Source organism: Paenibacillus sp. LBL (assembly GCF_029893715.1).
GTDB lineage: Bacteria > Bacillota > Bacilli > Paenibacillales > Paenibacillaceae > Paenibacillus_AQ > Paenibacillus_AQ glucanolyticus.
The window spans coordinates 428,151-442,670 of record NZ_JARXYU010000004.1; the positions used below are offsets into that span (position 1 = coordinate 428,151).

The 14,520-nt window shown below is 47.7% G+C and carries 16 protein-coding genes; 15 read left to right on the top strand and 1 reads right to left on the bottom strand.

From position 1 onward, the window contains the following. Positions 1 to 37 precede the first annotated feature (37 nt). From hfq to M2277_RS13260, 12 genes are all read left to right on the top strand, one after another. Positions 38 to 277, top strand: a complete 240-nt coding sequence (hfq, locus tag M2277_RS13205) for an RNA chaperone Hfq (RefSeq protein ID WP_006209643.1) — start codon at positions 38 to 40, stop codon at positions 275 to 277. A gap of 180 nt (positions 278 to 457) precedes the next feature. Next, positions 458 to 3,118 (top strand): PBP1A family penicillin-binding protein, encoded by a 2,661-nt coding sequence (locus M2277_RS13210; protein ID WP_280754918.1) that lies wholly within the window; start codon positions 458 to 460, stop codon positions 3,116 to 3,118. Positions 3,119 to 3,220: 102 nt separating this feature from the next. Beyond that, on the top strand, positions 3,221 to 3,778 hold the full coding sequence (locus M2277_RS13215) for a ribonuclease FAU-1 family protein (protein WP_006209645.1): 558 nt from the start codon (positions 3,221 to 3,223) through the stop codon (positions 3,776 to 3,778). Further along, positions 3,778 to 4,431, top strand: a complete 654-nt coding sequence (locus M2277_RS13220; RefSeq protein ID WP_148247582.1) for a YdcF family protein — start codon at positions 3,778 to 3,780, stop codon at positions 4,429 to 4,431. Before M2277_RS13215 ends, M2277_RS13220 begins: the two co-directional genes overlap by 1 nt. Positions 4,432 to 4,513: 82 nt before the next feature. Next, positions 4,514 to 5,497 carry an AAA family ATPase gene (locus M2277_RS13225; RefSeq protein ID WP_006209647.1) on the top strand — a complete coding sequence of 328 codons (984 nt, stop codon included), beginning with the start codon at positions 4,514 to 4,516 and terminating at the stop codon, positions 5,495 to 5,497. Positions 5,498 to 5,619: 122 nt separating this feature from the next. Further along, a complete protein-coding gene (hflX, locus tag M2277_RS13230; protein WP_006209648.1) occupies positions 5,620 to 6,909 on the top strand; it encodes a GTPase HflX in 1,290 nt (429 codons plus the stop codon). A gap of 80 nt (positions 6,910 to 6,989) precedes the next feature. Further along, on the top strand, positions 6,990 to 8,243 hold the full coding sequence (locus M2277_RS13235; protein WP_006209649.1) for a methionine gamma-lyase family protein: 1,254 nt from the start codon (positions 6,990 to 6,992) through the stop codon (positions 8,241 to 8,243). Positions 8,244 to 8,325: 82 nt separating this feature from the next. Next, on the top strand, positions 8,326 to 8,736 hold the full coding sequence (locus M2277_RS13240) for a MerR family transcriptional regulator (RefSeq protein ID WP_006209652.1): 411 nt from the start codon (positions 8,326 to 8,328) through the stop codon (positions 8,734 to 8,736). A 63-nt stretch (positions 8,737 to 8,799) separates the two neighbouring features. After that, a complete protein-coding gene (gene glnA / locus M2277_RS13245) occupies positions 8,800 to 10,128 on the top strand; it encodes a type I glutamate--ammonia ligase (RefSeq protein WP_006209653.1) in 1,329 nt (442 codons plus the stop codon). Positions 10,129 to 10,274: 146 nt separating this feature from the next. Then, a complete protein-coding gene (locus M2277_RS13250; protein WP_280754919.1) occupies positions 10,275 to 10,691 on the top strand; it encodes a hypothetical protein in 417 nt (138 codons plus the stop codon). A 138-nt stretch (positions 10,692 to 10,829) separates the two neighbouring features. Next, positions 10,830 to 11,369, top strand: coding sequence for an RNA polymerase sigma factor (locus M2277_RS13255; protein WP_063479252.1), 540 nt, complete (start codon positions 10,830 to 10,832; stop codon positions 11,367 to 11,369). Then, entirely contained in the window at positions 11,362 to 12,180 is an 819-nt protein-coding gene (locus M2277_RS13260) for a hypothetical protein (RefSeq protein WP_280754920.1), read from the top strand. The genes M2277_RS13255 and M2277_RS13260 overlap by 8 nt, the downstream gene beginning before the upstream one ends. A gap of 74 nt (positions 12,181 to 12,254) precedes the next feature. Here M2277_RS13260 and lexA read toward each other — a convergent pair whose 3' ends face one another. Continuing rightward, complete coding sequence (gene lexA / locus M2277_RS13265) at positions 12,255 to 12,881, bottom strand: transcriptional repressor LexA (RefSeq protein WP_006209658.1); 627 nt, start codon at positions 12,879 to 12,881, stop codon at positions 12,255 to 12,257. A 175-nt stretch (positions 12,882 to 13,056) separates the two neighbouring features. Here lexA and M2277_RS13270 point away from each other — a divergent pair, with 175 nt between their 5' ends. From M2277_RS13270 to M2277_RS13280, 3 genes are all read left to right on the top strand, one after another. After that, positions 13,057 to 13,428: a LysM peptidoglycan-binding domain-containing protein gene (locus M2277_RS13270; RefSeq protein WP_036637582.1), complete on the top strand. Its 372-nt coding sequence runs from the start codon at positions 13,057 to 13,059 to the stop codon at positions 13,426 to 13,428. Positions 13,429 to 13,626: 198 nt separating this feature from the next. After that, entirely contained in the window at positions 13,627 to 13,833 is a 207-nt protein-coding gene (locus M2277_RS13275) for a DUF896 domain-containing protein (protein WP_006209660.1), read from the top strand. Between the two features lie 160 nt (positions 13,834 to 13,993). Further along, a complete protein-coding gene (locus M2277_RS13280) occupies positions 13,994 to 14,518 on the top strand; it encodes a hypothetical protein (RefSeq protein WP_006209661.1) in 525 nt (174 codons plus the stop codon). Positions 14,519 to 14,520: the final 2 nt, after the last annotated feature.

Genomic DNA, 14,520 nt, shown 5'->3' on the forward strand with positions numbered 1-14,520 from the left:
TCAAAACAATCTAATTGAACCATTGGGGGTACGGCTAATGAACAAGTCCATTAACATCCAAGACACGTTCTTGAACCAACTGCGTAAAGAGAACATTCCGGCCACGGTATACCTGACAAACGGCTTTCAGATCCGTGGAACGATCAAAGCTTTTGACAATTTTACCATCGTGATTGACAGCGACGGCCGTCAGCAAATGGTGTACAAGCATGCCATCTCCACGTTCATGCCGCAGCGCAATGTGTCCCTGATGCAGGATAACAACAACGATCAATAGATTTTAGATTGATTCATAGAGAGCATAATCATACCATCCTGATTATTTTGAAACTTTTTTGTTTATAATTCGTTTAGTTATAAGGAGTGCAGAGAGCAACCTGAGAAGGTTGTTCTTTTCTTTCCGAGACTTGACGAGAGTCAGAGGCTTGATCCCGCAAGGGAGTAAGGAGGGGGACAAATGGCTGGAAAAGATAATCAGATGTCAAGGTTGAACAAAAACAAAGACAACTCGAAGACATCCAAAACCACCAAACCTAAATCGAAGAAGAAAAAAGGCAAAGGCAAACGAATTGCATGGGCGTTGTTTTTTACAGCCGTCATTGCGATCTTCTGCGCGCTTGCAGGTTACTTGTTCATCCTGATCAGCGGCGAGAAGCTGCTGGAGCAGAACCAGGATAAACTGACCGCTTACGGTACCTCCAAAGTGTATGATCGTAACGGCACCCTGATGGGTGAACTATCTATCCAGAAGAGTGACCCGGTCGAGTACAAAGATATTCCTGATTTATTAGTACAGGCATTCATTGCAACAGAAGATAAACGATTTATGGAGCATAACGGCGTGGATATGTGGTCGATCGGCCGTGCTGCGGTCAAGGATATCATGGCTCGATCCATGGTAGAGGGCGGAAGTACGATCACACAGCAGCTTGCAAAAAATATCTTCCTGACACGCGATAAAACATTTTTCCGCAAAGCGACGGAAATGTCGATCGCGCTCGCGCTTGAGCGTCAGCACAGCAAGGAAGAGATCATTGAGATGTATTTGAACCGAATTAACTTCGGTGGACCTTATTACGGCATTAAAGCGGCTTCCGAGCGGTATTTTGGGGAATCCGACTTGAACAATCTGGAATTGTGGGAAATGGCAACACTGGCGGCAATGCCGAAGGGGCCCTCCCGTTACAATCCGCTGAAGAACCCCGACCTCTCCAAAGAGCGTCGTGCTGTGGTGCTGACTCTGATGGAGCAGCAAGGGTACATTACGGCCGGTGAGGCTGAGGAAGCGAAAAAGGTGGATTATGATTATACACCGCCTGAAAGACAGCAGAAGTATACGGCGTTTATTGATTACGTCATGGAAGAGGCCGAAGAGAAGTGGGGCCTTACCGAGGATGATGTCAACATCGGAGGTTACCAGATTTATACCACCATGGATATCAATGCTCAGCAGGCTGTGGAGGAGGAGTTCAGCAACCCGGCTAACTTCGAAGAAAGCCCGGATGATGTACCTGTTGAAGGCTCTATGGTTATTATTAACCAAGAGACCGGCGGTATCGTTGCCATGGCCGGTGGGCGTGAGTATACGAGAGGCGGGTTCAGCCGGGCAACCGACAGCCGTCGCCAACCGGGCTCCGCGTTGAAGCCAATTGTGTCGTACGCACCTGCGCTGGAATCCGGGAATTTCACGAAAAATTCCAGGCTGAGCAATAAAAAGCAGTGCTTCGGCGGCAATTACTGTCCGAATAACCTGCATGGTTACTCGGAGACAATCAGTATGCCTGAAGCGATTCAGCGCTCCGAGAATATTCCGGCCGTCTGGCTGTTGAATCAGATTGGAGTTAAGACCGGTTTTGATTTTGCGCAGAGTTTGGGCATCAAAATGTCCGAGGGTGACGCGAATCTGTCCCTTGCACTGGGCGGAATGGATACCGGTACAAATACTTTTGAAATGGCCCAAGCGTTCAGTGCCTTCGCAAATGGCGGTGAGTTTAAAGAGGCCTTTGCGATCAAACAGATTAAAGATAACAAAGGTAAGGTTGTGCACGAGAACAAAGGAAGCAAAGGGAAGCGTGTAATGGAAGCTTCTACAGCTTCGCAAATGACAGACATGATGCGTCGCGTCGTTGATGAAGGAACGGGCAAGAACGCCCGGATCAGTCGTCCGGTAGCCGGTAAGACCGGAACCACGCAAAGTGGATACAAGGGTGTTAGCTCGAACCGTGATGTTTGGTTTGTCGGATACACACCGGAGTTAACCGCTGCTGTGTGGATGGGATACGATACGCCTGACCGACAGCATCTGCTGAAACGAAGCAGCTCGATCTCGGCTTCATTATGGGGCAAAGTGATGGAGAAGGCGGTTCAGGGTTATGAAGCGAAGAACTTCCCGAGCACCGAACCGCCACCGCCTCCAGTAGAAGAAACGACTTTAACCGCCGTCAGCGGACTGACCGGTTCGTATAATGGCGAGACACAAACCGTATCTCTGAGCTGGAATGCGGTTCAAGGCAGCAATATTCAGTATCACTTGTATCGTAAGGAAACATCCGAGGCGGAATACACCCGTATTCTCGATTCCTTGGGCGGAACCTCCATTGAAGATGTGAGCGCCATGGAAGGATTGACCTACGATTACTACGTGACTGCTTTTGATACTTCGACTGGCAAGGAGTCGGAACCTTCGAACGTTCTGCAGGTCGTCGCTGTTTCGGAGGAGCTGCCGCCCGAGGAAGTGGAACCACCTCCGGTAGATACCGAAGAACCGCCTCCGGTTGAGGATGGTGACAATGGAGCAGGGAACGAAGTGCCTCCGGGTAACGAAAACGGTAATGGCACTGGTCCTGGAGATACAGGCAATGGAAATGGCACTGGTGAAGGACCTGGCAGCGGAAACGGCAATGGAACGAATCCACCTCCTGACAATGGGACCGGAACGGGTCAAGACGGCCAGAACCCAGGCAATGGTTCTGATGGTTCAGGGGATGGCTCCAACAATGGAGGCAGCGGCACAGGGGGAACCAACTCGGATACGGGCAATGTTTCTACGGTACCGGGGACCATTGTTGATCCATCGGATCCTGCGAATACACAGGATGCACCGCAAGAAAGCCCATAACCAAACAAGAAAGCCTCCGCTTGAATTGCGGGGGCTTCTTTGTTTTGAGTGTGAAACCCAAATGTGGTAAGCTGGGAATACGATATGGGGAGGAAAAGTTCCATGAAACGTAAATTCGGAGATCGGGCGAATTGGCGCCGTATCACCCGCCGACACTTCACTTCCCGGTATGTGGAATGTGAGCAATTTACAGGGTATCTCACGCTATATACCATATACGGCCTGAAAGAACCGTTGTGGAAGACGTATGGCCGTCATACCTACCGAATCGCGGACAAAGGTTATTCTTGGCTGCAGTATTATCCGAAGGACAGCCATTTCATCGTTACCGCCATGTTTGATGACAAGCGAAAGATCGTGCAATGGTACATTGATATTTGCAAGAAGCAAGGAGTAACCGATCAGGGTGTCCCTTGGTTTGACGATCTGTATCTGGACGTTGTGGTCGTCAAGAACGGTGAAGTGTTTTTGCTGGATGAAGATGAGCTTGAGGATGCCCTGCGCCGGAATGATATTACCCGGGATGATTACAGGCTTGCTAAGGTGACTGCAAGGAACCTTCTTCGGGCCATCGACGCACATGAATTTCCTTACTTTATGATGTCTCTGAAGCATCGTGACCAGTTATTTCATAACGGAGAATTTAGGAGGAAGAAATAATGCGTCAGGAAATACATAAGAATTTGCCGAGAGCGGGCACGAAGAAGAGAGCATGGCTTAGAAGAGGGATGTATGCCCTGCTCTCTCTCGTTGTTCTTGGGGTATTGTGGTCGGGTTATGCGTATTGGAAAATTGAAAGCGCAGAGAGCAGCCCGGCAGAGAAAGCGGACGTCGGCATCATTCTGGGTGCATCCATGTGGGGCGATCAGCCAAGCCCGGGACTGCGGGAACGGCTGGAGCAAGCATTGGTTGAATACAACGCAGGACGATTTGATACTTTTATCGTGTCAGGCGGTCTCGACAAGCCAGGGTATACGTATACCGAAGCCGAAGGGATGAGAAACTTCCTGGTGGAGGCCGGCGTACCTGAAGAGCGCATCTACTTGGAAAACGAAGCCACGAGCACCTATGAGAATTTGCTCTACAGTCAAGATATCATGGAGAACAACGGGTGGAAGACGGCCATAATAATTACGCATGATTATCATGGCACGAGGTCGATGGAGGTAGCAACCACTCTTGGTTATGATCATCCTTCTATGTCGCTGACGGAATCTACCGTTCTCCCCATGGTCAAACACAAGTCGAGAGAAGTGCTTGCTTACACGAAATGGACGGCTGATCGGCTGCTGATCGCAGTTGGTGTCCTATGAGGACGAAACTTCTAATAAGCAGGCTGTAAATAGAATACATTGGAATAGATAGTCAGCCCTTTGGATAAAGAGGTGAGGAGCAATGAACGGGCGTGTAACGGCCGCTAACGGCCGATCTGAAGGACGGCCATCCAGGCAGATTAATGTCGTGCTCCGCAGCGCGGAACCTCCGCTTGTCAGCAGCGTGGTTCCGGAACGCGAACCGGCCCCTTCGCCAAACCCTGTTTCCCAGCACAGTCTATTCCAGGAAATACAGAAAGAGCTGGATCAGCTAGTAGGTCTGGATCAAATCAAAGACCTGGTGTTCGAAATTTACGCTTTGCTTCAAGTGTCTCAGATGCGTTCAGAAGCAGGCTTATTAAGTGGCGGTCATGTATACCATATGATTTTTAAAGGAAATCCCGGTACCGGCAAAACGACTGTCGCGCGCATCGTTGCGAAGCTGTTCCAGAAGATGGGCGTGCTGAGCAAAGGACATCTGGTTGAAGTAGAAAGAGCGGATCTTGTCGGCGAATATATCGGCCATACTGCTCAAAAGACCAGAGAACTGGTCAAGAAAGCACTGGGAGGAATCCTGTTTATTGACGAGGCATACAGCTTGGCACGAGGCGGCGAGAAGGATTTTGGCAAGGAAGCGATCGATACCCTTGTAAAGTCAATGGAGGATCACAAGAATCAATTTATTCTGATATTGGCAGGATACAGTGATGAGATCGATTTTTTTATGGATACGAATCCTGGACTGCATTCCCGGTTTCCGATACAGATGGACTTTCCGGATTACAACATGGATCAGTTGATTCAGATTTCAGAGCTGATGGCAAAGGAGCGGGATTATATTTTGATGCCGCAGTCGCTCAGCAAGCTGAAGGATCATCTGCAATCTGAGAAGGATCATGGACTCCATGCCTTCAGTAATGCCCGTTATGTGAGGAATGTGATCGAGAAATCCATTCGCAATCAATCGGTTCGGCTGCTGAACCAATATGTGACCGGGAATCCCGGCAAGCTTGAGCTTATGACACTAAGGCCGGAGGACTTTAAGTTAAACGGAAAATTACAATGATTTTAAACCTGTCTTCGAACATAATGAAGGGGTAACACCGCTTCCTGATCATCATCATGTTTATTGCAGGCAGCCGTGGTTAGTTAACATAAGAGACGTAATCGTTAGAAGGAGTTGGATATATGACTAATACAACGCATGATACCCGGACAGAGATCGAAGATAGGGCTATACTGGTCAGCTTGGTGACGGATAAGGTTAAACGTTCGGGAATCAATCCCGAATATTCTTTGCAGGAGCTGGTTCAGCTCGCTGAAACGGCTGGAGTTGAGGTGCTGGATGTGATCACCCAGAATCGCGAAGTCCCGGACTCCAAATGGTTTATCGGTAAGGGAAAAGTTGAAGAACTTCGCATGGCGATTGATGGATTGGGCGCAACCACCGCGATATTCGATCAGGAGTTATCCGGTGCGCAAGTACGGAATTTGGAAGAATCCCTCGATGTGAAGATTATCGATCGGACTCAATTGATTCTGGATATTTTCGCCCAGCGCGCCAAGACGCGTGAGGGGATTGTTCAGGTGGAGCTGGCTCAGCTTACGTATCTGCTCCCGCGGTTGTCGGGACATGGCAAGAATCTGTCAAGGCTCGGAGCGGGGATCGGGACACGCGGACCGGGCGAGAGCAAACTCGAAACCGACCGCAGGCATATTCGCGACAGAATCAGTGACCTGAAGCGGCAGCTGGATGAGATGACAAGGCACCGGAGTCTGCACCGGGAGCGCCGCAAGAAGAGTGGCGCCGTACAGGTAGCCTTGGTCGGCTATACGAATGCCGGCAAATCGACACTGCTGAATCGTTTAACGGCCGCAGACGTGTATATCGAAGATCAACTGTTTGCTACGCTGGATCCGACCTCGCGTGCACTCGAACTGCCAAGCGGCAAAGAAGTGGTCCTTACGGATACCGTAGGATTCATTCAGAATCTTCCACATGATCTCGTTGCGGCATTCCGTGCGACGCTGGAAGAAGCCAATGAAGCGGATCTGATCCTTCATGTTGTGGATTCCTCCTCACCCATGCGAGATGAGCAGATGGCTGTGGTTCATTCTATTCTGCAGGACCTGGGAGCAGCGGATAAACCGCAGATCGTTCTTTTTAACAAGAAGGATGCGTGTGAGCCGGAGCAGTTGGAGATGCTGCCGACCGGGGAGGGGCAATTAAAGATTAGTGCTTATAATGATCAGGACCTGGACACGGTCCGTGAAGCGATCCAGAACCAGCTGTCGGGTGGGAATGTGACGTTTCGTATTCCCGCTGACCGGGGCGATCTGAACTCGGCTGTATACCGTATCGGCGACGTGCTGGAGCAGTCTCTTGATGAGAATGATATCCTCTACGAGGTTCGAATTAATAAAGCTGATTACGAGAAGATGGGTTATGTGCTTCATGATTACGTTCAGCAGCAGTAATGGAGATACAACAGCGTGAATTAAAGATGAAGTGTTAAGATGTGAGACATCATGTGTAATAGAGGAGAGAGCGGTTTGTCATGGCAAGATTTTCGCAGGATATACTTGGATTAAGCAATGAGATGGAAGCAAAAATAGGACAGCGCTTGCGCGAGATTGACGCGATCGTGGACTTCAATCAGTGGAAGGTGATCGATGCCTTCCAGAAGCATCACGTAAGTGATTTTCACTTCGCGGCTTCCACCGGCTATGCATACAATGATCGCGGGCGGGAAGTGCTGGATGAAGTATATGCAGACGTATTCGGGGCCGAATCGGCCCTGGTGCGTCCTCATTTTGCTTCCGGGACGCATACGATTTCGACGGCGCTGTTTGGCGTTTTAAGACCAGGAGATGAGCTGCTGTACATTTCCGGACGTCCGTATGACACTCTTCATAAAGTCATCGGCGAGCCTGGAGACGGCACGGGTTCCCTTCGGGATTTTGGCATCGGTTATCATGAGATTGCGCTAACAGAACAAGGTGAGATTGATTGGAATCAGGTGGAGATGATGATCACGCCAACAACGAAAGTCATCGGTATCCAGCGTTCCCGCGGATATGATTGGCGCTCTTCCTTTACGGTCTCTCAGATCGGTGAAATGGTTGCCCGTATCCGTTCCATTCGCGAGGATTTGATTATTTTCGTAGATAACTGCTATGGCGAGTTTACGGAGCAATTGGAGCCTACCGAAGTTGGTGTTGACCTGATGGCAGGTTCTCTCATCAAAAACCCGGGCGGCGGCATTGCCGAAACCGGTGGTTACATCTGTGGCAAGGAAGCCTATGTGGATATGGCAGCCTATCGGCTTACCGCTCCGGGAATCGGGCGTGAGGTGGGAGCTATGCTAGGCACGACGAGGGGGATTTACCAGGGGTTATTCCTCGCGCCTTCTACGGTGGGACAAGCGGTCAAGGGCAGTGTATATGCTGCTGCGATGTTTGAGGCCGTAGGATTTACAACCAAGCCGGGCTGGCAGGACGAACGGACGGATTTGATCCAGGCCGTTTCTTTTACCGGACCGGATCACTTGATCGCTTTTGTTCAAGGGATTCAGCGGGCAGCGGCAGTAGACAGTCATGTGGTGCCTGAGCCTTGGGATATGCCTGGATATGAGCACCCGGTAATCATGGCGGCAGGCACGTTCATTCAGGGAGGAAGCCTTGAATTATCGGCAGATGCTCCTATCCGATCTCCATACATTGGTTATATGCAAGGGGGTCTGACGTACTCTCATGTTAAATATGGGGTACTTATGGCCCTTCAAAGTATGAAAGATCGTAAACTATTGTGAGTTATCCTTACATGCGGTTGACGTAGCTGATCAGGAAATGTACAATAGGATCAGAATAGACCACTTGGAAGGTTGATGAGATATGGGTGATGAGATTCGGAGGAATATGGCGTTATTTCCGATAGGCATCGTTATGAAGCTTACGGATCTATCTGCCAGACAGATACGCTATTATGAGCAGCATAATTTAATTGTCCCTGCCCGCACATCGGGCAACCAACGCCTGTTTTCCTTCAATGATGTGGAGCGACTGCTAGAGATTAAGGCTTTGATTGAGAAAGGTGTTAACATCGCTGGCATTAAGCAAGTTATGAACCCTGTCACAAAAGAGTCTGAAGAGGCTACCGTCATTACTCCTGATACGGAGAACAGACGCCGTGAGATGTCAGAGTCGCAGCTGCGTCGTTTGCTGAAGCAGGAATTGATTACCGCTAAAAGACCGGGTCAGGTTTCATTGATTCAAGGGGAATTATCCCGGTTTTTTAATAAATAAGGATTGCCATGCTGTAATTCTTCATTCACATTACTAGTTTTTATTTAAAAAGGAGAGGATAAAGTGAGTTATACCAGAGAGGACATTCTACGCATTGCACAAGAAGAAAATGTTCGATTTATCCGCTTGCAATTTACAGATTTGCTTGGAACGATCAAAAACGTTGAAATTCCTGTAAGCCAGCTGCCAAAAGCACTTGATAATAAAATGATGTTTGATGGTTCTTCCATCGAAGGTTATGTACGTATTGAAGAATCCGATATGTATCTGTATCCGGACCTCGATACTTTTATGATTTTCCCATGGGTATCCGAGGATCGTGTTGCGCGTTTGATCTGCGATATCTATATGCCTGACGGCACTCCATTTGCCGGAGATCCGCGCGGTATTCTGAAGAGAGCTTTGGAAGAAGCCGAAGAGATGGGTTTCACTTCAATGAATGTAGGTCCAGAACCGGAATTCTTCCTGTTCAAGACTGATGAAAAAGGCAACCCAACCATGGAGCTCAATGACCAAGGCGGATACTTTGACCTGGCACCAACGGACCTTGGCGAGAATTGCCGCCGCGATATCGTGTTGACGCTGGAAGAGATGGGTTTTGAGATCGAAGCATCTCACCATGAGGTGGCTCCTGGCCAACACGAAATTGACTTTAAATATGCGAGTGCTATCAAAGCAGCCGATCAGATCCAAACCTTTAAATTGGTTGTTAAGACGATTGCTCGTCAGCATGGTCTGATTGCTACCTTTATGCCGAAACCACTCTTTGGCGTGAACGGCTCGGGTATGCACTGCAACCAATCGCTCTTCAAAGGCAACGAGAACGCGTTTGTTGATGAGAGTGATGAGCTTGGCTTGAGCGTAACCGCTCGTAACTACATGGCGGGTATTCTTAAGCATGCACGCGCATTTGCTGCGATTACGAACCCTACGGTTAACTCGTACAAGCGTCTCGTGCCTGGTTACGAAGCACCCTGCTACGTAGCGTGGTCTGCAAGCAACCGCAGCCCGATGATCCGCATTCCTGCATCCCGTGGCCTCAGCACACGTATCGAAGTGCGTAACCCGGATCCAGCAGCTAACCCATACCTCGCTCTTGCTGTAATGCTAAAAGCAGGTTTGGATGGCGTTAAACGCGAATTGTCCCTCCCAGCTCCAATCGACCGTAACATCTATGTGATGACGGAAGAAGAGCGGATCGAGGAAGGTATCCCAAGCTTACCGGCAAACCTGAAGGAAGCGCTCAACGAATTGATTCGCAGCGAAGTTATTTCCGACGCACTCGGCGATCATGCGCTGGCGCATTTCTATGAGCTGAAGGAAATCGAATGGGACATGTACCGCACACAAGTTCACCAATGGGAACGCGATCAGTACATTACGATGTATTAATAGAGGAATCCCCGCTGCTATATGGCAGTGGGGATTTTTTTGTTTAAGTCGGTGTAGGTATGGCAGCGCCGACTTGTCATTCCAACTACGCTTGATTACAATAACATTACCCGAAATCAAAGGAATAACCGTAGAGGAGATTATAAATGGCCGTACTTAGGGACCTCCATGAAGAGGGAACTCGGGTTGAATTCCGTTTTATATCACGAATACCTGGTGAGAATGAAGGATGCCAGATCCATTTTAAGTTTTTTGAAGCGGATCATTTAATCTATGATTTGAATTTTGGTTGGACCAACCTGACGATTCGAAATTATATTAGAGTTACGACGGAATTTCCTCTTGAAAGGCTTAATTCATTTAGTCTTAATGGTTTATTTATGTCTTTTGAAAAACATTTATATCAATTGGATTGGAAAGAAACAGATACGGCAGGAAGTTATCAATTGGGTTTTTACGGATCTGAGCAGGATTTTAATCTTACTGCTGATATAGAATCCGTAAGAAGATTTGGTTCTGAATTTAAATTGGATTGGGACCAGGCTCCTTTAACGAGTGAGTAACATAATCTTTAGAAACCAGCTAACATTAACCGGGAATGAAGGGGATCTACTCCATGTGGGGGAAGATGCCTTTTTTATTTATCAAAATTAGGGAACTTTTACTCGCTTCAATGACTCTAATTAGATGAGGTGAATCGGTTGGAGCTTGAATACGTAACACAAATGTCGAAGATGGATACACAAACCTTGAATGAAATGATGAACCAGTATGGAAATGATATATGGAATTACGCCTATTTTTTGACCAAGCAACATGCTCTTGCTGATGACATTGCCCAAGAGGTTTTTATTAAGGCCTATTATGGAATACATACGTTTCGTGGGCAGTCGACGTTAAAGACATGGCTGCTTACGATTACAAGACATACGGCGTTCCGGCACAAACAGGCTTTTTTCTTGCGGAAAGTGACCTTGCAGGACAAGCCGCGTCTGGATGACCAGAGCCGGTCAGCTGAAGCGGAATATATGGAAAGTCAGTATACGGATGAGATATGGAGGATGATTATGAGTCTGCCAAGAAAGTTCAGGGAGGTGCTGGTTCTAGATCTTTACTACGAAATGCCGATCACTCAGATAGCGGAGCTTCTAAACGTAGCGACTGGTACGGTTAAATCCAGGCTGTATCGGGCGAGAAAAAAAGTGCAGAACATGTTAAAGGAGAATTCTGGTTATGAATGAGGAAAAGCCTGATTGGTACGAGCGAGCGCAACAAGGTCCTTTTCAAAATGAACCATTTACCGCCGAGATGAAAAATAAGGTACAGGTGTCACTGACCCAAGGTAGCCATAGATCAAAGCGTCGTCCATATTTACGTGTTGGTATGACTGGCGTGCTATTGTTTGTCACTCTACTGCTATTGATTCAGTTTCCTTGGGGGGAACGTACGGTACAACAGCATACGGCAGGGGGGGGACCATCCCCATCTGTGACGGAGACGATTCGCGCAGAAGGTACAACGGATGAAGGAACGTTACAGGTAGTTGCCATCGATAAGGAAGAGATAACGGAATTAGGAGCTCCCAGCTGTTTCGGACTCGAAACGGATCTGTCGTTTAAAGGGGATTACAAAGTGAAGTACGCGGCAGAGGGGACCTCGGAGGATGTGGTTGTCCTTGAGGATCTCACCTTCATACAACCAACTTCCGCTGCTCTTCAGATGATTCGATTGCCTTTTCAGGAAGCGGATGTGTTCATACTCGCCCCGCAATATAAGGACTGTCACGGAATACAAATCTATGCATTTGCGGTGGAGCATGGGAGTGGTAAGGCGGTGCAGCTGCAATTTGAGGAGGAGTTTTCTAGAGCCAGCACGTCCTATTACAGACCGGGCACTACACCTACGGTGAAAGATAATAAGCTTGTTCTGAAGTCCACGGAGGGTCCAGGCGGGGAAGGCTCGCCTGAATATAATATGGCTGAGAGAATGTATCAATTAGATCTTAGGCAAAATGCCATGGCGATGGTCTTGCGCAAGGACCGGAAATCTTAAGGATTAAATAACGTAGCACAAGAGGTTACCATCCAACTAAGGGAAGGTAACCTCTTGTTCATTGATATATGAAGTTAGTGTACATCCCTAAAGAGACCGATGACTTTGCCGAGAATGGTTACATGATTCAGGCGCAGGGGCTCGTAAGTAGGATTCTCCGGCTGCAAGCGAACGTGGTCCTTCTCTTTGTAGAAGGTCTTTACGGTTGCTTCGTCTTCCTCTGTCATCGCTACTACAATGTCCCCGTTGTCTGCAGTTTGCTGCTGGCGAACAATGACATAGTCACCGCTATGTATGCCAGCTTCAATCATGCTGTCACCAACAACAGATAACATGAATACCTTATCGTCGCCTACATAATGCTGAGGGAGGGGGAAGTAATCCTCGATGTTCTCCATGGCGGTAATAGGTACGCCTGCAGTGACTTTACCGACAACAGGCACTCTGGCAATGGTGTGGGTAAACAGATTAGCGCTATCGGATTCTTCTTGGCCAAGCAGTTCGATCGCTCTTGGCTTCGTAGGGTCACGGCGGATCAAACCTTTCTTCTCCAATCGGTCTAGATGCCCATGGACCGTTGAACTGGAAGCTAGTCCTACAGCCTCGCCGATTTCCCGGACAGAAGGCGGGTAACCCTTGCTACGAACTTCGTTGCGGATAAACTCTAAGATCGCCAGCTGGCGGCTGGATATTTTCGACATGCCGTATCAACCCCATTTAGTAACGTTTGGGAAAATTATAACATAGAACTTCCGTTCGTACAAACATAAGTTCTAAAAAAAGATAGAACAAATGTTCTTTTGGGTATTGTATCAAACAAATGTTCGTGTTATTATGAATTCATAAGAGAACACTTGTTTGGGAGATGATGATTCCATGTTGAAATACAGTACATACCGTAGTATTTATGAGAACGTTCCTGTGCGAACGGAGAAGTCTTCGGTGACTTGGGTCTATCAATTGAAATCCAGAATGACTTCCATCCCCTTAATTAAACTTCTATTCATTCTGCTGATTGTTGCATCCTTTTGGACGGGGGCCTATTCCGTTTTTGCCGGGGGAATGGAGAAGCCGACAGGTGAGAAGTTGGTCATTGTTCAATCCGGCGATAGTTTATGGCGTATCGCTTCCCTTCATAAACCAGCTGATATGGATACGCGCGTATATATTGATAGTATTAGAAGAACGAACGGTTTGAAGGGTCCTGACATACAGGCAGGAGAGGTGTTATCATTACCGGTGTGGTAAGTAATGAGCAATCCATTCTAACGCGTATTGTGTATTTCTAATTACTAATACTCTATTGTTAATGATGGGGAGAACCCATTCATACTGATCATACATTCATATTTATTCTTAATGAGAGTTTGCAAGGGTGCGGTTTCCTTGACAAGCTCTTTTTCACATGTTTAAGTTATAAATGATATTGGAATTGGAGGAGAAGGCATGGATATTGATACTTTGGTGGAACGCATTAATGTATTAGCAAGAAAACAGAAGAGTGAAGGGTTGACCGAAGAAGAGCAGAAGGAACGGGCTGAGCTTCGGGAAATATACCTTAACAATATTCGTAGTAACTTTAGACAACAGCTTGAATCGATTGAATGGGTAGATGAAAATGAAGAAAAAGGCGGCCCACGATTAAAGCAGTAGTCTATGAAAACTGTCTCATGATCTGATCAGAGGATTAATGGGCAGATAGAAGGATAGAATTATAACATTTGGGATGCCGGTTCATTTGTAGAGAATTGAACACGGTTTCCCAAATTTATATGGTTTAAATCATATTGAAATTGAGTCCAGGGGGAACCATATGTCACGATCATGGGAAAGAAAAGTCAACAAGAATATGTCACAACTCAACAAGCAGCGTAAGAAGCAAGGGCTGTCCTCGTACCAAGGTTCCACCATCTCCGATAAGAGTGATGTGTTTAAAGGACGTAAATACGTTCTGCCGTTAGTGCTCGTTGCGCTTGCCGGGCTGTACGCCCTTCTGGGCACTGCAACGTCTGGGGCAACAGGAGGAAGCAATGATGTGTTGAACTGGGTGGGTGTCAGTTTGTATATTCTATTGGCGCTTATGATTTTCTTGCGTAAGCCTTATTTGAAGATAGAGCGTGCCTCTGTATCCACGATGAAATTCAACCGGGAACGCCGTTTGGCTGTATCTGACATCGAGAAAATCAAAATTGCTTCGGGTTCCGTGGTTATCCAGGGCAAAGGGAAAGCGGGCAATTGGGTGTTCTCACGCATGATGAATCTTTATGATACCAAAGCGATGGGCGAGAGGCTGGAGGAGTTTGCCAAAACTCATCAAATTCCAGTGGAGCATGACTAATC